At 76.4% G+C, this 22,488-nt stretch carries 19 protein-coding genes; 10 read left to right on the forward strand and 9 right to left on the reverse strand.

Annotated features, from left to right (window positions below; translation table 11 throughout):
- The first annotated feature begins 1 nt into the window (after position 1).
- The gene (locus ACWIX6_RS08510) at positions 2–1,213 is read left to right on the forward strand and encodes a glycosyltransferase (protein ID WP_448616408.1); all 1,212 of its coding nucleotides are present in this window, start codon (positions 2–4) and stop codon (positions 1,211–1,213) included.
- 4 nt (positions 1,214–1,217) lie between these two features.
- Here ACWIX6_RS08510 and ACWIX6_RS08515 read toward each other — a convergent pair whose 3' ends face one another.
- Together ACWIX6_RS08515 and ACWIX6_RS08520 are read right to left on the reverse strand one after the other, a co-directional pair.
- Positions 1,218–3,026: a glycosyltransferase gene (locus ACWIX6_RS08515; RefSeq protein ID WP_448616409.1), complete on the reverse strand. Its 1,809-nt coding sequence runs from the start codon at positions 3,024–3,026 to the stop codon at positions 1,218–1,220.
- Positions 3,023–4,219 (reverse strand): glycosyltransferase family 4 protein, encoded by a 1,197-nt coding sequence (locus ACWIX6_RS08520; protein ID WP_448616410.1) that lies wholly within the window; start codon positions 4,217–4,219, stop codon positions 3,023–3,025. Before ACWIX6_RS08520 ends, ACWIX6_RS08515 begins: the two co-directional genes overlap by 4 nt.
- Before the next feature lie 289 nt (positions 4,220–4,508).
- On the opposite strand from ACWIX6_RS08520, the gene ACWIX6_RS08525 reads away from it, so the two are divergent.
- The 3 genes from ACWIX6_RS08525 to ACWIX6_RS08535 all read left to right on the forward strand — a co-directional run bounded on the left by ACWIX6_RS08525 (position 4,509) and on the right by ACWIX6_RS08535 (position 7,911).
- Complete coding sequence (locus ACWIX6_RS08525; RefSeq protein WP_448616411.1) at positions 4,509–5,642, forward strand: hypothetical protein; 1,134 nt, start codon at positions 4,509–4,511, stop codon at positions 5,640–5,642.
- Between the two features lie 86 nt (positions 5,643–5,728).
- Positions 5,729–6,799 (forward strand): glycosyltransferase family 9 protein, encoded by a 1,071-nt coding sequence (locus ACWIX6_RS08530; RefSeq protein WP_448616412.1) that lies wholly within the window; start codon positions 5,729–5,731, stop codon positions 6,797–6,799.
- Positions 6,796–7,911 carry a glycosyltransferase family 4 protein gene (locus ACWIX6_RS08535; RefSeq protein WP_448616413.1) on the forward strand — a complete coding sequence of 372 codons (1,116 nt, stop codon included), beginning with the start codon at positions 6,796–6,798 and terminating at the stop codon, positions 7,909–7,911. Before ACWIX6_RS08530 ends, ACWIX6_RS08535 begins: the two co-directional genes overlap by 4 nt.
- Here ACWIX6_RS08535 and ACWIX6_RS08540 read toward each other — a convergent pair.
- Entirely contained in the window at positions 7,838–8,434 is a 597-nt protein-coding gene (locus tag ACWIX6_RS08540; protein ID WP_448616414.1) for a helix-turn-helix domain-containing protein, read from the reverse strand. The two genes, ACWIX6_RS08535 and ACWIX6_RS08540, sit on opposite strands and share 74 nt — an antisense overlap.
- Before the next feature lie 80 nt (positions 8,435–8,514).
- Between ACWIX6_RS08540 and ACWIX6_RS08545 the strand changes: the two genes are divergently transcribed.
- Both ACWIX6_RS08545 and ACWIX6_RS08550 read left to right on the forward strand, forming a co-directional pair.
- On the forward strand, positions 8,515–9,468 hold the full coding sequence (locus ACWIX6_RS08545; protein WP_448616415.1) for an NAD(P)/FAD-dependent oxidoreductase: 954 nt from the start codon (positions 8,515–8,517) through the stop codon (positions 9,466–9,468).
- A gap of 81 nt (positions 9,469–9,549) precedes the next feature.
- On the forward strand, positions 9,550–9,753 hold the full coding sequence (locus ACWIX6_RS08550) for a zinc-ribbon domain-containing protein (protein WP_448616416.1): 204 nt from the start codon (positions 9,550–9,552) through the stop codon (positions 9,751–9,753).
- Between the two features lie 36 nt (positions 9,754–9,789).
- Here the strand turns inward: ACWIX6_RS08550 and ACWIX6_RS08555 are convergent, their stop codons facing one another.
- Together ACWIX6_RS08555 and ACWIX6_RS08560 are read right to left on the reverse strand one after the other, a co-directional pair.
- Positions 9,790–10,524, reverse strand: a complete 735-nt coding sequence (locus ACWIX6_RS08555; RefSeq protein ID WP_448616417.1) for a helix-turn-helix domain-containing protein — start codon at positions 10,522–10,524, stop codon at positions 9,790–9,792.
- On the reverse strand, positions 10,479–10,661 hold the full coding sequence (locus ACWIX6_RS08560; protein ID WP_448616418.1) for a hypothetical protein: 183 nt from the start codon (positions 10,659–10,661) through the stop codon (positions 10,479–10,481). The genes ACWIX6_RS08555 and ACWIX6_RS08560 overlap by 46 nt, the downstream gene beginning before the upstream one ends.
- 26 nt (positions 10,662–10,687) lie before the next feature.
- Between ACWIX6_RS08560 and ACWIX6_RS08565 the strand changes: the two genes are divergently transcribed.
- Together ACWIX6_RS08565 and ACWIX6_RS08570 are read left to right on the forward strand one after the other, a co-directional pair.
- Complete coding sequence (locus tag ACWIX6_RS08565) at positions 10,688–11,074, forward strand: VOC family protein (RefSeq protein WP_448616419.1); 387 nt, start codon at positions 10,688–10,690, stop codon at positions 11,072–11,074.
- Between the two features lie 255 nt (positions 11,075–11,329).
- Positions 11,330–12,517: a cyclase family protein gene (locus ACWIX6_RS08570; RefSeq protein WP_448616420.1), complete on the forward strand. Its 1,188-nt coding sequence runs from the start codon at positions 11,330–11,332 to the stop codon at positions 12,515–12,517.
- Positions 12,518–12,602: 85 nt separating this feature from the next.
- On the opposite strand, the gene ACWIX6_RS08575 is transcribed toward ACWIX6_RS08570, so the two are convergent.
- Positions 12,603–15,455, reverse strand: a complete 2,853-nt coding sequence (locus tag ACWIX6_RS08575) for an FAD-binding and (Fe-S)-binding domain-containing protein (protein WP_448616421.1) — start codon at positions 15,453–15,455, stop codon at positions 12,603–12,605.
- Between the two features lie 362 nt (positions 15,456–15,817).
- On the opposite strand from ACWIX6_RS08575, the gene ACWIX6_RS08580 reads away from it, so the two are divergent.
- Positions 15,818–16,012 carry a hypothetical protein gene (locus tag ACWIX6_RS08580; protein ID WP_448616422.1) on the forward strand — a complete coding sequence of 65 codons (195 nt, stop codon included), beginning with the start codon at positions 15,818–15,820 and terminating at the stop codon, positions 16,010–16,012.
- Between the two features lie 126 nt (positions 16,013–16,138).
- On the opposite strand, the gene ACWIX6_RS08585 is transcribed toward ACWIX6_RS08580, so the two are convergent.
- From ACWIX6_RS08585 to ACWIX6_RS08595, 3 genes are read right to left on the reverse strand one after another with little or no spacing between them, the layout of a single operon-like run.
- Entirely contained in the window at positions 16,139–17,839 is a 1,701-nt protein-coding gene (locus ACWIX6_RS08585; protein WP_448616423.1) for a (2,3-dihydroxybenzoyl)adenylate synthase, read from the reverse strand.
- Complete coding sequence (locus ACWIX6_RS08590) at positions 17,836–19,917, reverse strand: acetate--CoA ligase family protein (protein WP_448616424.1); 2,082 nt, start codon at positions 19,915–19,917, stop codon at positions 17,836–17,838. Before ACWIX6_RS08590 ends, ACWIX6_RS08585 begins: the two co-directional genes overlap by 4 nt.
- Positions 19,914–21,506 (reverse strand): FAD-dependent monooxygenase, encoded by a 1,593-nt coding sequence (locus tag ACWIX6_RS08595; RefSeq protein ID WP_448616425.1) that lies wholly within the window; start codon positions 21,504–21,506, stop codon positions 19,914–19,916. The genes ACWIX6_RS08590 and ACWIX6_RS08595 overlap by 4 nt, the downstream gene beginning before the upstream one ends.
- 153 nt (positions 21,507–21,659) lie before the next feature.
- On the opposite strand from ACWIX6_RS08595, the gene ACWIX6_RS08600 reads away from it, so the two are divergent.
- Positions 21,660–22,463, forward strand: coding sequence for a PaaX family transcriptional regulator (locus ACWIX6_RS08600; RefSeq protein WP_448616426.1), 804 nt, complete (start codon positions 21,660–21,662; stop codon positions 22,461–22,463).
- The last annotated feature ends 25 nt before the right edge of the window (positions 22,464–22,488 follow it).

Raw genomic sequence — 22,488 nt, forward strand, 5'->3', positions numbered from 1 at the left:
GGTGCGGGTCCTGCTCGTCGGCAACCACTGGACCGAGGGCCCCGGCGGCGCCGAGACGATGCTCGTGCTCACCGCCGGGCTGCTGCGGGAGGCCGGGTACGAGGTGGTGCCCTTCGCCGTCGCCGAGGACCGGACCCTGCCCACGCCGGTGCGCGCCCGGCTGCCGGTCGCGGCCGGCAGCCGGGCCCGGACCCGGTTCGGCGAGGCCTGGGCCGGCACCTGGTCGCCGCGCTCCTACCGGGCCCTGGCGCAGGTGGTGGACGACGTCCGGCCGGACGTCGCGCACGTGCACCACGTCTTCGAGCGGCTGACGACGTCGGTGCTCGACGCGCTGCGCCGGCGGCGCGTGCCGACGGTGATGACGCTGCACGACTACAAGCCGGTGTGCCCGAACTACCGGCTCTTCACCGACGGTGCGCCGTGCACCCGCTGCCTGTCCGGCCGCTATGTCGAGGTGGTGCGGCACCGCTGCCTGGAGGGCTCGCGCTGGCGCTCGGTGGCGGCGGCCGCGGACGCCTACGCCGCCCGGGGGCGCGGGCTCTACGACCGGGTGGACCGGTTCGTGGCGCCCAGCGCGTTCCTCCGCGACCGGGTGGTGGCCGGCGGGCTGCCCGCCGACCGGGTCCGGGTGCTGCCCAACCCGGTGGTCGCCGCCGCGGAGCCGCGGCGTGCTCGCGACGAGCCGCCGTACGTGCTGTTCGCGAGCCGGCTGGTGGCCGAGAAGGGCGTCGGCACGTTGCTGGACGCCGCCGCGCGGCTGCCCGACGGCGTCCGGGTGCGGCTGGTCGGCTCCGGCCCGATCGCCGGGCAGTTACGGGCCCGGGTGGCGGCGGACGCGCTCCCGGTCGACGTCCTCGGGCCGCTCCCGCCGGCCGGGGTCGCGGACCAGCTGCGCGGCGCGGCGGCAGCGGTGCTGCCGGCGCTGTGGTGGGAGAACTGCCCGATGGCGGTGCTGGAGGCCGCCGCGCAGGGGGTGCCGGCGGTCGCCTCCGCGGTCGGCGGGATCCCCGAGCTGGTCGAGGACGGGGTCACCGGCCGGCTGGTCCCTCCCGGGGACCCGGCGGCGCTGGCCGGGGCGCTGACCTCGCTGGTCGAGGACCCGGCCGCCGCCGCGCGGCTGGGTGCCGCCGGCTGGGCACGCGTGCGGGACCGGCACGACCCCGGACGGCACGTCACGTCCCTGGTGGACCTCTACGCGGAGCTGGCGCGGTGAGCGGTCAGCGGGCCACCGACCGGAACAGCGCGACCAGCCGGTCGGCGTGGGCGTCGAAGGTGTGCCGCTCCCGGACCGCCAGCGCCGCGGCCTGCCCGCGCCGCCCGGCGAGCTCGCCGCGGAGCAGGTCGGCCACCTCGTCGGCGGAGCGGTAGAACAGCCCGGTCCCCTCCGCCCGCAGCACCCGCTCCACCGAGACCAGCGAGCCGGGGTTGGCCTGCTGCAGCAGCGGCAGCCCGGCGGCCACGCACACCGGCAGCCGGGCGGGGGAGTTGAGGTCGTCCCAGCTCGCCCGGCGCAGGTCCCCGCCGTTGTCGCTGTCGAAGCGGTGCAGCCAGCCGGCGTCGTACCGGGAGAACTCCCGGACCCAGCCCTCCGGGCCGACGGCGGGGTGCAGGTGCACGTGCTCGGGGGCGGCGGCGAGCGCCCGGTCCAGCCAGCCGGTCCAGGAGCCCTTCGGCCCGGGAGCGCGGACCTGGCCGTGCAGGTGGACGTGCACGCCGCGCCGGGCCAGCTCCAGCACCCAGTCGGCGTCCAGCCCGGCGGGCCGGCCGACGACGGCGGTGTGCGGCGCGCCGTCCTCGTCGGAGAGCTTGCGGCCCAGCGGCGCGTCCAGCCAGTCGCGCTTGGGCAGGTCGCCGTCCAGCACGCCGAGCCGGGCCGGGTCCACCCGCCCGCGCAGGGCCGCGGCGAACCAGTCCCGCTCCTCCTCGGTGGCCAGCAGGCAGGCGTCGGCGCCGGTGACCAGGTCGGCCAGCAGCGGCCACTCGCCGCGGACGACGCTGCGCTGCGGGGCCTCCTTGAAGTGCCAGACGAAGGGCAGGTCCGGGAAGGCGGACCGCACGGCGTGCGCGAACGGCACCGCCCGCCAGTTCAGCTGGGCCCAGACGACGTCCGGCGCGAGCTCGCGCACCGCGTCCCGCCACCGGTCGCGATCCAGGTCGGCGACGTGCCCGAACGGCAGCGGGCCCACGGTGGCGTCGCCGAGCCCGTCGGTCGTCCAGAGGCCGCTGAGCCGGTGCCCACGCTCGGCGAGGGCGAGCACCCGCTCGGGGTTGAACGCCAGCTCGCCGACCACCAGCACCCGCAGCCCGTCCGCCGCGGGCGGGAGGCGTGCCTGCCGGAACCGGGCGTAGCGGGCTCCCTCGTCGACCTCGCCGCCGTCGGTGGAGGCGAAGCGCAGCGGCCCGGGCACCCGGTAGCGGCTGCGGAACACGTTGAGCCCGCCGTCGGAGGACTCCCGGATCGCCCGGGACCGCTGGCCGGGGTGCCGGGTCCAGGCGCAGGTCACCCGGCCGGTGTCCGCGGTGCGGCCCCGGGCGGCGACGCGGGTCCAGTACAGCCGGTCCAGGTCGTCGGTCTCCAGCTCGGCGCGCTCGGTCCACCGGTCGCCGGTGCGCCGGTGCGCCACCTGGACCAGCTGGGCGTAGCCGGTGTCCGCGGGCTCGGACAGCCGGGACCGGGCCAGCACCACCGCGGGGTCGGCGAGGCAGTCCAGCAGCCGGGACAGGTGGTCGGCGAACCACACGTCGTCGGCCGGCAGCACGGCCAGGACGTCGGCCGCGGTCGCGTCCAGCCCGGCGTTCAGCGTGGCGCCCAGCCCGCGGTTGTCCGGCCAGGCGACCAGCCGGACCCGGCCGTCGGCGACCGCGGCCACCGCGGCGGCGACGTCCCCGGGGTCGGGGGAGCCGTCGTCCAGGACGACCGCCTCCCAGTCCACCGCCTGCTGGGCCAGCAGGCTGTCCAGCGCGCGGGGGAGGTACGCCGCCTGGTCGTGCACGGGCACCAGCACCGCGACCCGCGGCGAGGTCATCCGGCCGTGGCCGCCGCGGGGCCCAGCGCCGCGGCGTACACCCCGGCGACCCGTCCGGCCAGGTGCGGCCAGGCGTAGCCGCGGGACCGGGCCCGGGCGCCGGCGGCCAGCCGGGACCGCAGCCGGGGGTCGGCGACCAGCTCGTCCAGCGCGGCGGCCAGCCGGTCGACGTCCCCGGGTGGGACGAGCAGGCCGGTCACCCCGTGCCCGACCACCTCCGGGATGCCGCCCACGTCACTGGCCACCACCGGGAGCCCGGCGACCATGGCCTCGACCAGGACCGAGCCCATCTCCTCGTAAGCCGAGGGCAGCACCAGCACGTCGAGGGAGCACAGCACCGCCGGGACGGCGGAGTGCTCGACGAAGCCGCGCATCGTGATCCGGTCGGCCGCCGGGCTGTCCCGGACCAGCTGCTCGACCACGTCCCGGTCGGGCCCGTCGCCGACGACGACCAGGTCGGCCTCCTCCCGCATCCGGCCGAAGGCGCGGACCAGCACGTCGGCCTGCTTCTGCGGTGCCAGCCGCCCGACGTAACCGATCCGCGGCCGCGCCGCCCGGGGGAGGTCGGTGCGCGCCGCGGCGAAGACGTCCGGCTCGAAGCCGGAGGGGATGGTGGCGATCCGGTCCGGGCGGACGCCGTCGGCCCGCAGGGCGTCCGCGGTCCGCGCGGTCAGCACGACGACCGCGTCGGCCCGCCGCAGCGCGGAACGCTCCAGCCGGCCGCCCAGCGAGCGCAGCAGCCGGGCGCGCCGGCCCGCGCCGGCCAGGGTGTGCCCGACGCTGCAGTGCACGGTCACCACCAGCGGGGCTCGGTGCCGGCGCGCGGCCAGCCGGGCCAGTACCAGGGTGGCCAGGTCCTCGCCCTGGTGTGCGTGCACCAGGTCGACCCGGCCGGCGTCGTCCCCGGGACGGCGGCGGAGCACGCGGGGCAGCGCGGCCAGCGCCCACAGCTGGCGCAGCCCCGTCGTCGGCACCCCCGTCCGGTGCACCCGCGCGGCGCTGCCCAGCCCGGCGGTGGACCGCGGCCCGCCGAGCCGGGAGGTGACCACGGTCTGCCGGACGCCGCGCGCGTCCAGGCTGCGGGTGAGCGCGGCGGTGTGGTTCTGCATGCCCCCGATCGGGTCGTACCGGGCGGCGCGGTCGTCCAGGCCCGTCGAGGGCTCGAACACGCTGCACAGCCGCAGCACGTGCACGGCGACTCCCTCCCGACGGACCGCGGCGCACGCAGGTCCTCCTCCGCGGTCCCGCAGTGAAGCAGAGGTTGCCCGCGCACGCAGCAGGGCAGGACGCCGCCGCCGGCGTCACCACCGCTGCCCGGCTGCCGAGGCCGCTGACCCCTCCGCGCGGCCACCACGGTCCTGACGCGCTGTCCGTGCGACGTCCGACGCCGTCCGGTCGGACTCATGATCGCTCGAACGGGCGATACAGCCTCGGCTGCCGGTGGCCGATCTGAGCGGGAGTCCGACGACACCTGGAGCCGACATGACACTCTTCGCCTGCGCCCACGGCAGGTACGGCGACTGCCGTACCTGCGACATCATCGCGGCCGAGGACCGCACGACTGCAGCGGTGGACCGCCAGACCGCGGCGGTCGAGGCTGCCGCCGCAGCGGACGCGCAGCGGGAGCGGGCCAGGCGCGCGGACCAAGAGGCACGCGACCGCACTGCCGCCGAGGCCGACGCCCGCGCGCGACGTGAGGCTCAGCGTGCCAGCGAGGCGCAGGAGCGGGCTCGACTGCAGGCCGAGGCCGAGGCCGAGGTCGACCGCGAGCTGGCGTGGGAGCGGGAGCAGGAGCGGCGGGAGGCGGACGACGCCCGCCGCGACGCCGACGCGAGAGCTGCGGTGGAGGCGGCGACCGAGGCGGCGAAGCTGGCCCGCCGGGTGGAGCGGGCGCTGGCCGTGGCACAGACCGCGGCGATGGCCGAGGGGCGGGTCCTCACCCCGGTGGAGGAGCTGGACATCCGCGAGGACGTGGAGGCGGAGGTCGAAGCCGAGCGTGAGGCGTTACGCCAGGCGATCGCCGAGCGGAGCCGCGCCCGGGAGGCGGCCGAGCGGGAGGAGAGGCTGGCCAGGCAGGCGGCGGAGCAGGTGGAGCGCGCCGGGCAACAGGCCGAACAGCGGGCCCGCGACTTGGAGGAGCAGCGGCTCGCCGCCATCCGAGCCCAAGAGGACGAGGAGCGCTCCCGCGTCTGGGCCGCCCAGCAGACCCTCGTGGCAGCGGCCACGGCGCGTCTGAACCTGAAGCGCAACACGTGCGTCGGGGTCGCGCTGGCCCTCACCCTCTACGCCACCTGGGTGGACCTGTCGACCGTCTTCACGTTCGCCGTTGCCGGGATCCTCACGTTCTTCCTCTACGCCGCATACGACATCAAGGCGATGGACCGTGAGGACGCCGGTCGGTACACCGGGACCGGAGCGGTAGGCGCGCTCCTGTTCACGTCCAGCTGCGCGCTGGCCATCCGCTACCTGCCCTGGCACCACCCCAGCACGGTCAACTACGTGTTGCTGGGAGTCGCTGCGGCGCTCGCCGCGTTGCCGCTGGTGTACCGGTTCAACCACGTGCCGCAGATCGTTCCGGGGTCGACGACCGAGGTGGTCCTGGCCCGGGCGCGGTAGCGCCCTCTGGCCGCGGCACCTGAGGAGCTCCGCGCTGACCCCGTTGCCGCCGTGCACGGTGTGACGGGGACGGGCAGGATGCCGCCGTGACCGCCCCGCTCGCCGACCCGGCCGTCCGGCGGGTGGCCCTGGTCCGGCTGCGGGTGGGGCTGGGTGACCTGCTGTGCTCGGTGCCGGCGCTGCGCCGGCTGCGGGCGGCCCGGCCGGACGTCCGGGTCAGCCTCGTCACCTGGGCGGAAATGGCCCCGGTCGTCGACCGGATGGACGACGTCGTCGACGAGCTGCTGCCCTTCCCGGGCGCGGACGGCATCCCCGACCGGCCCCCGGACCCCGACGGATGGCCGGCCTTCGCCGAGGCCGCCGCGCAGCGGCGCTTCGACCTGGCCGTGCAGGCCTACGGCGACCGGCCGGCGGCCAACCGGGTGACCGCGGCGCTCGGCGCCCGGCTGGTCGGCGGGTTCGCCCCGACCGGCTGGGACCCGCCGCCGGCGTCCGCAGCCCTGCACCTGCGCTACCCGACGCAGCTGCACGAGGCCGACCGGCACGTCCGGCTGCTGGAGCACCTCGGCCTGCCCGCCGGACCGCCCGCCGGCATGGCCTTCCCGGTCACCGCCGCCGACGAGGCCGAGCACGCGGCGACGCTCGCCGCCGCCGGGCTGGCCCCCGGCGGGTACGTCGTCCTGCACCCGGGGGCCTCGTCCCCCACCCGGCGGTGGCCGGTGCAGCGCTACGCCGCGGTGGGCGACGCGCTGGCCGCCGACGGCTGGCACGTGGTCCTCACCGGCGTCCCGGGCGAGCGGACCATCAGCGCCGCGGTGCGGGACCGGATGCGGGCCCCGGCCACCGACCTCACCGGGACGACCAGCCTCGGCGGACTGGCCGCGCTGCTCCGGGACGGCGCGGTGCTGGTCGGCAACGACACCGGCACCGCGCACCTCGCGGCCGCGGTCGGCGCGCGCAGCGTGACGGTGTTCCTGCCCGGCGACCCGGTCCGCTGGGCGCACACCGGCCCCCGGCACCGCGCCGTGGTCGCCGGCGTCCCCTGCGCGCCGTGCCCCCACCTGGAGTGCCCGATCGACTTCCGCTGCGCGACCTCGGTCCGGCCCGCCGACGTGCTCGCCGCCGCCCGCGAGGTGCTCGCGGTCCCCGTCGGATGAGCCCCCGCGTCGTCCTGGTGGCGGACTCCGACGCCTGGGGAGGTGCGGAGGTCTACCTGACCCACCTGTCCCGGCGGGCGGAGGAGAACGGCTGGACGGCGTCGGTGGTCTGCGCCGAGCAGGTGGCCGGGCGGTTCGCCGCGGTCGTGCCGGGCGGGCAGCTGGACGTCGTCCCGCTGGCCCGGCACCGGGACGACGCCCCGGAGCTCGGGGCGGCCGTCGCCGCCCGGCGACCGGACGTCGTGCTGGCCAACCTGGTCGACCCCGGCTCGAACGCGGCCGCGGTCGCCGCGGCACTGGACGTCGCCCCGGTCGTCGGGGTGCTGCACCTACCCGGGGACGCCGGGACCGGCGCCCGGCGGGCGGAGCTGGCGGCGCTGTACGCGCGGATGGCCCGGGTGCTCACCCCCTCGGCCGGAGGACGCCGGCAGCTGCTGGGCGAGCTCGCGCTGCCCGACGACCGGGTGACCGTGGTGCCCAACGGCGTGGACCTGCCCGTCACGCCCGGCGGCCCGGCCGGCTCGGGAGTGCCCCGGGTGGGCGCGCTGGGCCGGCTGACCGCCCAGAAGGGCTTCGACGTGCTGATCGACGCGGTCGCGTCGCTGGTCGCGGGCGGCACGGCCGTCGACGTCGTCATCGGCGGGGCCGGGCGGGACGACGCCCGGCTGCGCGCCGCCGCGGCCGGGCTCCCGGTGGAGTTCCGCGGGTTCGTGACCGACGTGCCGGCCTTCCTCGGCGGCCTGGACCTCTTCTGCCTGCCCTCCCGCGCGGAGGCGCTGCCACTGGTGCTGCTCGAGGCGATGGCCGCGGGGCTGCCGTGCGTGGCCACCGACGTGGGGGACGTCGCGGTCGCGGTGGGGGAGGACGCGGTCGTCGTCCCGCCCGGCGACGCGACGGCGCTGGCCGCGGCGCTCGCCGGCCTGCTCGCCGACCCGGGCCGAGGGGCCGAGCTGGGCGCCCGGGCGCGGCGGCGCGCCGTGCGGGACATGGACGCCGGGCTGATGGCCCGGCGGACCTACGCCGTGCTCGCCGACGTCCTCACCCGGTCCCCGATGCCCCCTTCGGACGGGCGCGCAGGTGCGCCCGCTCGCCCTGGGTGCCGAACAGACTGAGGACCTCCACCGGGCCGGCCCCGGCCGGGCCGAACCAGTGCGGCACGCGGGTGTCGAACTCCGCCGCCTCGCCGGGGGAGAGCACCAGGTCGTGCTCGCCGAGGACCAGGCGCAGCTGTCCGTCCAGGACGTACAGCCACTCGTACCCCTCGTGGGTCTGCGGTTCCGGCTCCCCCCGGGCGCCGCCGGCCGGGAGCACCAGCTTGTAGGCCTGGATGCCGCCGGCCCGGCGCGTCAGCGGGAGCATGGTCATCCCGTGGCGGGTGACCGGGCGCAGGTGGACGCGGGGGTCCCCGGTCGGCGGGGCGGCGACGAGCTCGTCGAGGGTGACCCCATGCGCCTTGGCCAGGGGGAGCAGCAGCTCCAGGGTCGGGCGGCGGCTGCCGGACTCCAGACGCGACAGGGTGCTCACCGAGATGCCCGTCGCCGTCGACAGGTCGGCCAGCGTCGACCCGCGCTGGGTGCGGAGCGCGCGGAGCCGGGGTCCGGCGGCGGCCAGCGCGGCGTCGAGGTCGTCGTCCATGCGGTGCAGTTTGCCATGCTGGCAAAGGTGTTTGCGGTTCTGCCCAGGCAGGCCGCAGGGTCGCCGTGGAGGTGGTCACGGTGACCGATGAGCTGAGGGACGGGTACGAGGTCGTGGTGGTCGGCGGGGGTGCCGCCGGCCTGAACGGGGCGCTGATGCTGGCCCGCTCACGGCGGACGGTGCTGGTGGTGGACGCCGGCGCACCGCGGAACGCGCCCGCCGCGGGGGTGCACGGGCTGCTGGGCCGGGAGGGGATGCCGCCGGGCGAGCTGCTGGAGCGCGGCCGGTCCGAGGTGCGGAGCTACGGCGGGCACGTCGTCGTCGGCGAGGCGACCGGGGCCGCCCGCGCCGGGGACGGGTTCCGCGTCGAGTTGGCCGACGGGCGCACCGTCGCGGCGCGCCGGCTGCTGGTGACCACCGGGCTGGTCGACGAGCTGCCCGACGTCCCCGGCCTGCGCGAGCGCTGGGGCCGCGACGTGCTGCACTGCCCGTACTGCCACGGCTGGGAGGTCCGGGACCAGGCGATCGGGGTGCTGGCCTGCGGCCCGATGGCGGTGCACCAGGCGCTGCTCTTCCGCCAGCTCAGCGCGGACGTCGTGCTGTTCACGCACGAGCAGCCGGCGCCGTCCGGCGAGCAGGCCGAGCAGCTGGCCGCGCTCGGCGTCCGGGTGGTCACCGGCGCGGTGGCCTGCGTGGAGGTCGCCGGCGACCGACTCGCCGGCGTGCGGCTGGCCGACGGCCGGCTCGTCGCACGGACGGTGGTCACCGTCCAGTCGCGGATGGTCGCCCGCGCCGGCTTCCTGGCCGGTCTCGGGCTGGTCCCGGTGCCGCACCCGTCGGGGATGGGCGTGCACCTGCCCGCCGACCCGGCCGGCCGCAGCGGCGTCCCGGGCGTCTGGGTCGCCGGCAACGTCACCGACCTGGCCGCCCAGGTCGGCGCCGCGGCGTCGGCCGGCGCCTTCGCGGGGGCGCAGGTCAACGCCGACCTGGTCGCCGAGGACGCCCGCCGGGCGGTCGCCGCAACCCGGGTCTGACGACGACGGTCCCGCTGCCGCGGGCCGCTGCCCGCCGTACCGGCCAGCGGTCCGCTGGGCGGGTCTTCCTACGCTGGCGGGGTGTTCTTCCTCTTCGGCTTCGGGACCAAGCAGCGACACCTGGGCCCCGGGCAGGTCCGGACCTGCCCTCGCTGTGGCAACACCACGACGTGGGACCGGATCCGGGAGTTCCGCCAGTTCTCCGTGTTCTTCGTCCCGATCGCGCGCTGGCGTCGCCGGGAGTTCGAGGTCTGCGGCATCTGCGGCGCTGCCGTCGAGGTCTGAGCGTCTCCCCCGACGGGCCGTCCCCCGCGGACGTGGTCAGGTGGCGGGTGGAGCGCCGCCTCGGCTCCCGCCTCCGTCCGACCGGTCCTGGTCCAGGATGCGGCGGAGCCGAGCCGGCGGGACGCCGGTGACCATCGTGTAGTCGCGGGTGAAGTGGGCCTGGTCGAACCAGCCCAGGCGCTGTGCGATCTCGGACAGCTCCAGGTCGCTGCCCGACAGCAGCTCGTGGGCGTCCAGCACGCGGGACCGCCGCAGCAGCCATCGCGGGCTCACGCCGAGATGGTCGCGGCACAGCCGCTGCAGGTGGCGCTCGGACGTCGACATCCGCGCCGCCAGGTCCTGCACGGAGTCGATGCCGCGGTCGTCCCGGACCAGTTGGGCCACCGCCCGGGCCCGCCGCCCGTCAGGCGACGGTGCGCGGTCACCGATGAGGTCGCGTGCCAGCGTCCGCAGCGCCTCGACGCGGGCCGCTGGGCTCCCCGCCTCCCAGACCTCGGTCAGGTCCCAGCCGGCCCAGGCGTCCAGCCACGGCACCACCCGCCCGGTCCAGGTGGCAGCCGGCGTCCCGGTGAGGTCGAAGACCGCGCCCGGGACCAGGTGCAGCCCCACGACCCACCCGTGTGCCGGCAGCACCGGTGCGAAGCGGCCGATCGGGACGCCGTGCAGCAACGCTGCCGGCATCGCGTGCCCGTGCCGGACCTCACCGGCGGGACCCGCCTCGACGGTCAGGTGGTCGTCGGAGGCGGCGCCTCCTGCCAGGCCAGTGACCACACCTGGTCCACCCACGTCGACAACGCTCCGGCGGTGGGGACCATCTGCCGGCTCATGTGCTGGTCCAGCACCTCCGGGCGCAGGACCGCACGTCCCGGCTCGCGGCGGAGGCCTGTCGGGTTCGTCCAAGACGGCACGGGGCGAGCGTAGGGACGATGGGGACATGAGCACGCCGGTCACGGACCTGATCGCCTTCACCATCGACACGCCCGACGCGAGCAGACTCGCCCGCTTCTACGCCGACCTGGTGGGAGCCGACGTCACTGCCGAGATGCCGGAGTACGGGTACGCGCAGGTCGCCATCGGCCCGCACACGGTCAACTTCCAGAGCGTGCAGTCGTACACGGCACCGCGCTGGCCCGGTCAGGAGCACCCCCAGCAGTTCCACCTCGACTTCCGGGTCGGTGACCTGGACGCCGCGGTCCGGCACGCGACCGGCCTGGGTGCGGCAGAGGCGAGCGAGCAGCCGGCTCCGCAGGCGTACCGGGTCATGATCGATCCCGACGGGCACCCCTTCTGCCTCTGCCCGCCCGCACAGGAGGCCGACTGACCGTCCCGACGCCTCGGCAGCACCCGTCGTCCGGCCCGGCTGCCCCGGAGGGCCGCCCGATGGCCGGCGCGGCACCGCTCCCACCGGCGACGCCGGCACCAGGCGGGCGCGCATGCGCCCGTCCTCCGGCCCCGGCGACGACCTCACAGCAGGGTCCCATCGCTCCGCCGGGGGCGTCGGAGGGCGTGCGGGGCCGGTGTTGCCTGCGTCACACCGGCCCCCGTACGGTCGGGCTCCGGCGACCTGAGGAGCACCATGCGTCCCGACCTGTTCGTGGCCCACACGGTCCTGTCCCGCCGCTCCGCGCTGGGGCTCGCCGGGGCGGCCGCCCTCGGTGTCGCCGGTCTGGCCGCCGCGTCGCCGGCCGCCGCGACCGGCCCCGGCGGCGGCAGCACGGGCGGCGGTCCCTACGACGACGTGATGTTCGACGTGGCCTTCGCCGAGGGCGGCGGCTGGGCGCCGTCCCGGTACGGCGCGGCCGACCAGCGCGGCGCGTTCAACGAGGTGACGGCCGCCAAGACCGCCTCCGCGCTGGGGCTGCTCGCCGCCGGCTGCCCGGTGAAGACCTACAACCTGGGCGAGCTGATGACCAACGGCTTCCCGGCCTTCCAGACCACGCCGCCGCGGTTGTACGAGCAGCGGCTCACCGTGCTCGGCTACCAGCCTCCCGCCGGCTTCACCGAGGGCGGCGGGATCCTGCAGAGCACCGAGCCGCTGGGCCCCAACCGGGTCAGCATCCACGAGGACCGCTTCCCGCAGGGCTACACCTACCAGATCGTCACCCAGCTCGACGGGCTGAACCACATCGGCGTCGGGGCGACCTTCTACAACGGCTTCCAGGGCCCGGACATCGCCACGCCCACCGGGACGTCCAGCCTGGGCAACGAGCACATGGGGCCGGTCGTCACCCGCGGCGTCCTGCTCGACGTGCTGGGCCTCAAGGTCGACGGAGGGGTCGGCGAGGCGCTGTCGCGCAGCAAGGACGGCGACCCGGTGCTGACCGACGACTACCGGATCACCATCGCGGACCTGGAGGCCGCGGCCGCCCGGGGTGGCATCGGGCAGATCGAGCCCGGCGACGTCGTGCTGCTGCGGACCGGCTGGAACAAGATCGCCCGGACCGAGCCGGAGCGCTACCTCGCCAAGGAGCCGGGCATCTACCTGGCCGAGGCGCGCTACCTGGCCGACCGGCGCCCGGCCATCGTGGGCTCGGACTCCTGGGCGCTCGAGGTGCTGGGCAACCCGGTGGTGCAGGCCGCCTTCCCCGTGCACCAGGAACTGCTGGTCAAGAACGGCATCCGGATCGGCGAGGGCGTCATCACCGACGAGCTCGCGGCGGACGGCGTCTTCGAGTTCGTGTACGTGACGACGCCCCAGTACGCCCAGGGCGCGACCGCGGGCAACGCGCCACCGGCCGCGCTCGGGCAGCCGCGCCAGGGCTGACGGCCCGGACCGGCACGCCCCCGGGGGACGGTCGGCGGGTGCCTGTTCGCACGGCCGCTGACCGTCCCCCGGGGTCCGGCCGGGGTCACACCGGGCGGGTGACCTCCTCGAGCACCTCGAGCAGGTGCTGGTACGGGTGCCCGGTGGCCCGGGTCATGCCGAGCTCGCAGGTCCGGTTCACCGAGGCGTAGGCGCTCGCCGGGCGCCGGCCGACGGCCTTGGCCTCCGGCGCCGTCGCCGCCGCGGTCAGCTCCGGGTGCAGCAGTCCGCGGTCGCCGGCGAAGGCGCAGCAGCTCCAGTCGTCCGGCTGCAGGACCTCCTCCGCGGCCGCCGCGGCCACCCGCAGCAACGCCGGGTTGATCCCGAGCTGGGTCGAGGAGCAGGTCGGGTGGACCATGACCGACGGCACCCGCCGCCCCGCGGGCAGCTGCGGCAGGACGGCGGAGTCGACGAACGCGACCGCGTCGACGACCCGGATGCCGTCGGACTCGCCCAGCAGCCGGATCAGCCCCTCGGTGCAGGAGGCGGCGTCGACCACCACCGGCAGCGCGCCGCCGTCGGTGGCCTCCCGCAGCGCCGGACCCACCTGCGCGCGCATGGCCTCCCAGCCCTCGGTCAGGCCCTTGGACTTCCAGGGCGTGCCGCAGCACAGCCCGCCGATCGCGTCGGGCACCCGCACCGGCACGCCGGCCCGGTCGCACAGCGCGAGGAACGCGTCCTGCACGCCGGGCCCGCTGGTCGGGCCGAACATCGTGGAGATGCAGGCCGGGAAGTAGACCGCCTGCGCGTCCGGCGCCGGGCGGGGACGGCGCCGGCTGCCGCCGCCGGGGAGCTCCGGGGACCAGGCCGGCACCGTGTCCGCGCCCAGCAGCGCCCGGCCGGCCGCGGTGGCCGCACGGGGCAGCGGAGCGGGCACGGTCCGGGCGACGGTGAGCGCGGCCCCAGCGGCCCGCGTCGTCCCCTCCCAGTGCCGCGCCGCGGTCCGCCACACCTTCTGCTCGACCCGGCCGGCCTGCTCACCGCGCAGCCGGCGGGTCAGGTCGCCGGTGTCGATGAGCACCGGGCAGGCGGTCTGGCACATGCCGTCGACCGCGCAGGTGTCGATCGCGTCGTACTGGTACTCGTCCTCCAGCCGCTCGAGCAGCGCGGTGTCACCGGCGTCGCGCGCGCGGGCGATCTCGCGGCGCAGCACGATCCGCCGGCGGGGCGTGGTGGTGAGGTCCTTGCTCGGGCAGACCGGCTCGCAGTAGCCGCACTCCACGCACCGGTCGACCTCGACCTCGACGGTCGGGGTGGACTTGAGGTGGCTGATGTGCGCGGACGGGTCCTCGTCGAGGAGGACGCCGGGGTTGAGCAGCCCCCGCGGGTCGATCAGCCGCTTGACCTCCTGCATCACCTCGTACAGCTCGTCGCCGTACTGCCGGCGCACGAACGGGGCCATGATCCGGCCGGTGCCGTGCTCGGCCTTGAGCGTGCCGTCGTGGCCGAGCACCAGGTCGACCATGTCGTCGGTGAAGGCCAGGTAGCGCTCGATCATCTCGGGACGGTCGAAGTCCTCGTTGAGCATGAAGTGGACGTTGCCGTCCTTGGCGTGGCCGAAGATGACGCTGCCGGTGTACCCGTGCCGGTCGAACAGCTCGGTGAGGTGCTCGCAGGTGGGCAGCAGCCGCTCGACCGGGACGGCGATGTCCTCCAGCAGCGCCGTCGTCCCCGACGGCCGGGCACCGGCGACCGCGGTGTACAGGCCCTTGCGGATGTGCCACAGCGCCGCGCGGGTCGCAGCGTCGCTGCTCAGGCCGGCGGGGGAGGCGAGCGGCAGCCCGCCGAAGACCGACGCGGACGCGGCGACCCGGTCGGCCAGCTCCTCGGGAGTCGGCTGCTGGTGCTCCACGAGCAGCGCGGTGTGGTCGCGCACCTCCAGCGCCCGCAGCTCGGCGGTCGCCTCCGGGTCGCCCTGGGCCACCCGCAGGCTGGTGGCGTCGAGCAGCTCGATGGTCGCGAAGCCCGACTCGACCAGGGCGGGCAGCGACCCGGTGGCCGCGGCGAGGTCGGGGAACATCAGCAGCGCGGTGGCCGCGTGCGGGTGGGCCGGCACGGTGCGGAAGGTCGCCTCGGCGACGAAGGCCAGGGTGCCCTCGCTGCCGACGACCAGGTGAAGGAGGACGTCGACCGGCCGGGTGTGGTCGAGGAACGAGTTCACCCCGTAGCCCATGGTGTTCTTGATGGAGAACAGGGTGCGGATCCGGTCGACCGAGGCGGGGTTGCCGCGCACCCGGTCGCGCAGCCGGGCCAGGCCCTCGTACACCTCCGGCTCGAGGGCGCGCAGCCGCTCGTCGGCGTCGGGCGCCCCGGTGTCCAGCACCGTGCCGCTGGGCAGCACCAGGACGGCGGACTCCAGGGTCCGGTAGGTGTTGAGCTCGGTGCCGCAGGCCATGCCGCTGGAGTTGTTGGACACCACCCCGCCGATCGTGCAGGCGGACTCGCTGGCCGGGTCGGGGCCGAGCTTGCGCCCGTAGGACGCCAGCCGGGCGTTCACCGCCCGCACGGTGGCGCCGGGCTGCACCCGCACCCGGGCGCCGTCGTCGAGGACCTCGACGCCGCGGAAGTTGCGGCGGGTGTCGACCAGCACGCCGTCGTTGGTGGCCTGGCCGGACAGGCTGGTGCCGCCGGAGCGGAAGGTCAGCGGCACGCCCTGCGTCGCGCTGACCTCGAGGAGCGCGGCCACCTGGCCGGCGTCGCGGGGCGTGACGACCGCCTGCGGCACCAGCAGGTAGTGCGACGCGTCGTGGGCGAAGGAGAGCCGGTCGGAGGCGCGGGCGGCGACCGCACCCGGCGCCGCCTGCTCGAGCACGGCCAGCAGCGACCCGGCCGGGTGCAGGAGGTCGTCGTCCCGGTCCTGGGCGAGGGCGTGCCGGGTGCGCCGGTCGGTGACGGTCATCGGGACCTCCGGTTCGTGCGGCGCGCCTCCCCGTCGAGGCGCGCTGCTGGGTGCGGGCGGCTCAGCAGCGGCGGGAGGCCCATTGTCGCCACCGGTCCGGGGATCCGCGCCGGTCGGGCTCGCACCGCGGGTGGAGTCGACGTCCGCGGTGCCATCGGATGTGGGAAAAGTCACGACATGGACACGCTCCGGTGTGCCGCGCCGTGTGACCGGTGTGACACACGTGACTCTTGTGACACGGCCCATCACGGACGGCGTAGGGGCCTTGCTCAATGAGGAGTGGTTCGACGATGTCTGTCACTCGCAAGTGCTCTGGTGGTAAGCACTCGGCCCCGCAGACCGGTGGGTCGTGCCCCTGCGGCATGGTCACCCGCATCCCGGCCCGGAAGCGGACCCCTGTCGGCCCCCCGCCGGAGGTCCTGGCCCTGCTCGCGCAGTGCCTGGACGACGGGTCCCCGGCGCTGGACGCGGCCACGGACGGGTTGCTCCGGGAGCGGGCCGACCGGCTGCTGGCCGCGCTCACCACGGCCGGACTGGTGCTGAGCGTGCCGGCCTGACCCGCGAGCGGTCGTCCGACGACCGGGGCCGGCGCCGCGGGAGGACCCGCGGCCCGGCGCCGGGAACGGTGGACGCGGACGGCCGGTCCGGGCCCGGCGACCGGTAGTCCGCGTCCACCGTCCGGGTCAGGGCCGGGCGTCGTCCCGTGCGGCGAGGCGCTGGGCGACGTCCTCCCGCAGCGCCTTCTTGTCGATCTTCCCGACCTTGGTCGTCGGCAGTTCCCCGACGACCTCGAGGCGCTCGGGCCAGGTGAAGGTGGCGACCCCGGCGCCGGCCATGGCCCCGCGGACCTCGTCGAGGGTCAGGGGGCTGCTGCCGGGCTTGACGACGGCGTAGAGGCAGACCCGCTCGCCGAGCACCGGGTCGGGCATGGCGACGGCCGCGACCGAGGCGACCTGCGGGAGCAACTGGTAGACGAGGTTCTCGACCTCCTCGGCGCTGATCTTCTCGCCGCCGCGGTTGATCATGTCCTTGTCGCGCCCCTCGACCACCAGGTTGCCGTCGGGACGCCGGCGCACGACGTCGCCGCTGCGGTACCAGCCGTCGGGGGTGAAGGCGCGGGCGTTCTGCTCGGGTGCCCGGTAATAGCCGCGGGGCGTGTACGGGCCGCGGGTGAGCAGCGCGCCCGGCGTGCCGTCGGGGACGTCCCGGTCGAGCTCGTCGACCACGCGGACCTCGTCGCCCTCGCTCAGCGGCCGGCCCTGGGTGGTGCAGACGACGTCCTCGGGGTCGTCGGGCCGGGTGTAGTTGAGCAGCCCCTCGGCCATGCCGAACACCTGCTGCAGGGTGCAGCCGAGCACCGGGCGGACGGTGCGGGCGACCTCGTCGGCCAGCCGGGCACCGCCGACCTGCAGCAGCCGGAGGGTGGCGAGCTGGTCGTTGCCCTGCTCGGCGGCGTGCGCCAGCCACCGCTGGGCGACCGCGGGGACCGCCGCTGCCACGGTGACGCCCTCGGCGGCGACGGTGGCGAACACCCGCTCCGGCTCAGGGGAGGGGAGCATGACCACCCGCCCGCCGACCAGCAGCGTGCCCAGGATCCCGGGGCAGGCCAGCGGGAAGTTGTGCGAGGCAGGCAGCGTGCCCAGGTAGACGGTGTCCGGGCCCAGACCGCAGACCTCCGCGCTGGCCCGGGCGTTGTAGGCGTAGTCGTCGTGGGTCCGGGCGATGAGCTTGGGCAGGCCGGTCGTGCCGCCGGACAGCAGGAACACCGCGACCGACCGGCTCGGGGGCTGGTCGGCGTCCCAGCGGGCCCGGTGCGCCGCGGCCTCGTCGGGCTCGGCGCACAGCTCGGTGAGGTCGACGTGGCCGTCGCGGACCGGCCCGCCGACCACGAGCACCTGCTGGAGGGTGTCCGACCCCGCGCGCAGCTCCTCGGCCAGCTCGGCGTGGTCGAAGCCGCGCAGCGTGGCCGGCACGGCGATCGCCGCGGCCGCGCTGTGCTCGACGAGATGGGAGAGCTCGTGCCGGCGGTGCGCCGGCAGGGCCATCACCGGGACGATGCCGGTCCGCAGGCAGGCCAGGGTGAGGACGACGAACTCCCAGCAGTTCGGCAGCTGGACGACGACGCGGTCCTCCCGGACCAGGCCCAGGTCGTCGACCAGCCGGCTCGCCAGCGCGTCGGCCCGCGCGGCCAGCGACCGGTAGGTCAGCCGGACGTCCCCGTCGATCAGGGCCACGGCGTCGGGGGAGACGTCGGCCGCGGCGAGCAGCTCCGCGCCGAGCGCGACCCCGCGCCACCAGCCCCGGTCGGTGTACTCCCGAACTGCCTCCGCCGGCCACGGGACGGTGCCCTCGGCGAGCGGCGGGGCGGTGCGCGCGGGCGTCATGGACGGGCTCCCTCGCCCTTGATGTGGTCGCCCTCGGCGGACGTGCCGAGGGTGAGGACGGCGTCGAGGGCGAGGAGCCCGTCGGTGGTGACCCGCAGCGGGTTGACCTCCACGTCGTCGATCCCGGGACAGGAGACGAGCAGGTCGCCGAGGGCGGCGAGGATGCCCCCGAGGGCGGAGCGGTCGGCCACCGGCCCGCCGCGGAAGCCGTCGAGCAGTGCCCGGCCGGCCAGGTCGTCGGCGAGCTCCCCGGCCTCCTCGGCGCTCAGCGGAGCCGGGGCGATGGCGACGTCGGCCAGCGCCTCGGCCACGACGCCACCGAGGCCGACGAGCACGACCGGCCCGAAGACCGGGTCCCGGGAGGCCCCCACGATGAGGTCGACCCCCGGGGGTGCCATCGACTCCACGAGGAACCGGGAGGCGCCGATCGACTCCAGCGCGTCGAGGGCCCGGTCGAGGCCGGCGGCGTCCCGGACACCCAGGTGCACGCCGCCGACGTCGGACTTGTGGGGAACCGCGGCGTCCAGCAGCTTGACCGCCAGCGGGCCGGGCAGCTCGGCGAGCGCGCGGTGCGCCTCCGCCCGGTCGGCGCAGGCCCGCCGGGGCGGGGTGGCGATGCCCAGCCGGCCGAGGAGCGACTTGGCCTCGTCCTCGTCCAGGTCGCGGGTCGGGACGGGGACCCGTCGGGGCTGGTGGCCGGTGTCGCGGTCGCTACGGCCGCGGGCGCGGGCGTCCTCGACCAGGGCCGTGACCGCCACGGTCAGCGCGGTGGGGCCGCCGAGGGCGGGCACGCCCAGCTTGCGGAGCGCCTGCCGCTGCGGGGTGACCTGGTCCGACGGGCCGCCCAGGCCGACGACGAGCGGTCCGGCGCCCTGCGCCAGGGCGCTCTCCACGGCTGCCGGCAGGTCCAGCGCGTCGGGCTCGGCGAGGGCGTAGACGCTGACCAGGTCGATCCCCGGGTCTGCCGCGACGGTGGCCAGCACCTGTCCGAAGCCGGGGCCGGGGCGGCCGGTGTCCACGGGGTTGGCCTGGTAGGTGAGCGGCGGCAGGAGCGCGCCCACCCCGGTCTGCGTGGCCTCGGCCAGCCGCGGCACCGGGACGCCGCGACCGCGCAGCCCGTCGACGTGCAGGAGTGCGGGTCCGGCCTGTGCGGTGACCACGCCGACGCCGGGGTCGGCGGCCGGGGGCAGCCGCAGCGCCGACAGTGCGGTGACCGCGTCCACCAGCTCCCGCTCGTCGTCGACCAGCACGGCGCCGGCGGCACGGAGCGCGGCCCGGGTGGTGCGCCAGGAGGTGGCCAGGGCGCCGGTGTGCGATCGGGCGAACTCGGCCACATCGTTGCGTCCGACGACGAGGGCGACGACCGGGACCCGCGTCGTCAGGCTGCGCACCGCCGCGGTCAGCGCCGCGCCGTCCGCGACCGTCTCCACGTGCAGGGCCACCGCCCGGGTGTGCTCGTCGCCGGCCAGGTGGGTCAGCACGTCGGCGGCCGCGACGTCGACCGCGTTGCCGAGCCCGACGGCGAGAGAGACGCCGACGTCGGCCTCGGCGAGCAGGAAGGCCAGCGCGTGGTTGACCCCGCCGCTGGCCGCGACCACCGCCACCGGGCCCGCCGGCACCGCGCCCGCACCGGGCACGAAGGTGGCGGTGAGGCCGCGGGCGGGGACCAGGAACCCGGACGTGTTCGGACCCAGGAGTGCGATGCCGCCGTCCCGGGCGGCGGCCAGCAGGTCCTGCTGGTGTCCCACGCCGGCGCCGCCGGCCTCGGCGTAGCCGCCCGAGCAGACCAGGGCCGCCCGCACGCCGGCGCGGGCCGCGTCGGCCACCGCCTGCGCGGACACCGGTGCCGGGACGCAGAGCACCGCCAGGTCGATCGGGTCGGGGGAGGCGGCCGCGGCCTCGGCGACGGTCGCGAACCGCCCGGCCGCCGGGTCGGCGTCGCGGGCGTTGACCCCGACGACCGTCCCGGGGGAGCCGGCCAGCGACCGGGCCATGACCGCGCCCAGCTTGGCCGGGTCGCGGGAGGCCCCGACGACGGCGATGCCGCGGGGGGCGAACAACGGGTCGAGACGGCTCACCGGACGTCCTCTCCGGCGGGGGCGCTGACCAGGTCCGTCCGGCCGGACAGCACCGCGGTGACGGCGACGTCGTCGGCGGCCGCCGGGTCGGCCTCCTCGACCAGCAGGGCCACCGTCGCGTGCTCCAGGCGCGCGGCCTCACACAGCAGGCGCCGGGTCAGCGGGGTGCCTCCGCCGACGGCGACCAGCGAGGTCCCGGCGGCGGCTGCCTTCGCGACCGTGTCCAGCACGGGTGGCAGGGCGTCCTCGGTGTCGGGGGCGGCGACCTGCACGCCCCAGGCGCTGCCGTCCTCGGCCGGCCCGGTGCGCAGCGGCAGGTCGCCGCCGGGCAGGCGCACGCACCCGTCGCCGAGCGCGACGCGCCGGCCGGTCAGCCGCCGGCCGGCGACCTCGAACGGGCTGTCCAGCGGCGCGGCGCCGTGCACCTCCTGCCAGCGCTGGTGGACCGAGGCCACGAACGACCCGTCACGACGCCGCAGCTTGGCGTCGGTCAGGCTGCGGGTGAAGAAGTGGTAGGCGAACTGCCAGGGCGGCAGCGTGTCGTGCGAGCGGCCGAACGTCTCCCACCACGACAGGCTCGGCCGTGCCGCCCCCTGGATCCGGGCGACCTGCGGCTGCCGGACGGACTCGTAGGTCTCCAGCGCGGCGTCGACGTCCGCGCCGTGCTCGTCGAGCGCCGCGACGAGGGCGACGGCGTCCTCCATCGCCATCTTGGTCCCGGACCCGACGGAGAAGTGCGCGGTGTGCGCCGAGTCGCCGAGCAGGGCGATCGCCGTGTCCCCGACGCGGTGCCGCCAGCGGCGCGCCCGACGGGTGCGGAAGTTGCCCCAGCGCGAGTTGTTCGCCAGCAGCGGGTGCCCCTCGACCTGGTCGGCGAACAGCCGCTGCAGGTACTCCCTGGTCTTCTCGTCGCTGGGGCCGGGCGGCTGGGTGACGTCGAACTCGTCGAGTCCGGCCGCCCGCCAGGACGCCTCGTCGGTCTCGACGATGAACGTCGAGACGCCGTTGCCGATGGGGTAGCCGTGGACGGCGAAGACCCCGTGCTCGCCACGCTCGTGGACGAAGGTGAGCCCCTGGAACGGGTAGGTGGTGCCCAGCCAGACGAACTTGGCGGTGGCCGTCTCCTCGCCGGGCTCGAAGACGTCGGGGAACAGCCCGCGCAGCCGGGAGTTGGCGCCGTCGGCGGCGACCACGAGGTCGTAGCCGGCGGCCAGCAGCTCGTCGGGGTCCACCTCCGTGGAGAAGCGGAGGTCGACGCCGGCCTCGGCGGCGTGCTCCTGCAGGAGCCGCAGCAGCGTCCGGCGCTCGACGGCCGCCATGCCGTTGCCGGCGCAGCGGAACCGCTCGCCGTGCAGCCGCACCTCGATCGGGTCCCAGTGCACGCCGTGCTCGGTCAGGGCCGTGCGCAGCACCGGGTCCGCGGCGTGGATCTGCTCGAGCGTGGCGTCGGAGAAGACGACCCCGAAGCCGAAGGTGTCCTCGGCCCGGTTGCGCTCGAAGACGGTGACCTCACGAGCGGGGTCGTCGGTCTTGGCCAGGGTGGCCGCGAACAGCCCTCCCGGACCGCCCCCCACGACAGCCATGCGCATCGGAGGTCTCCCAGCGGATTCGTGTGTCATGTCGACGTCCCGGTGCCTCAGACTGACACACGTGGAGGAGCGTGGGCAACGACCGTCAGGCTGTGGACGCCCGTCGATGTGGCCCTCCGTCGGAGGCACGTCGAACAGTGGGACCGGAGCCGGATGAAGCCACGATCGGTCGTGTTCGACCTCTTCGGGGACCATCTGCGCTACCACGGTGGCGAGGCGCGGACCCAGGCGCTGGTGGACCTGCTCGACGTCTTCGGCGTCGGTGAGCCCACCGCGCGCATCGTCCTCGCGCGGCTGCGGAAGGAGGGCTGGTTCGACACCCGCCGGGACGGTCGCCAGGTCGTCTACTCGCTGACCGACCGGACCTGGCGGCTGCTGGACGAGGGGCGGACCAGGATCTTCCAGCGCACCCACCCGTCCTGGGACGGGCAGTGGCGCATGGTCATCTACGCCGTCTCCGAGCAGGACCGGGCCGAGCGCGAGCGGCTGCGGCGCACGCTGTCGTGGCTGGGGTTCGGACCGCTGGCGACGGCGACGTGGCTGAGCCCGCACGAGCGGCTCGACGACGTGGAGCGCGCGCTGCCGGACACGTCGGCCCGGCTGGACCTGCTGACCTGCCGTTCCCGGGACCGGGCGACCGACCTGGACATGGTCGAGCGCTGCTGGGACCTGGAGGCGCTCGGGCGGGACTACCAGGTCCTCGTCGCCCGCCTGGAGGGGCTGCCCGCGGCGTCCGAGCTCGCCGGCCTGCCCGGCCCCGACGCGCTCCGGCTGCGCATCGGGCTGGTCTCGGACTACCGGCACTTCCCGTTCCGCGACCCCGACCTGCCGCGCGAGCTGCTGCCGGAGGGGTGGCCCGGTCCCCGTGCGCACGAGCTCTTCGTGGCTGCCCACGAAGCGCTGGCCGGGCCGGCCGACGCCCACGTGGCGAGCGTGCTGGAGCGGCACGGGTCCTGAGCCCGACCCGGGCGGACGTGGTCGC

Source organism: Modestobacter sp. URMC 112 (genome assembly GCF_053502575.1).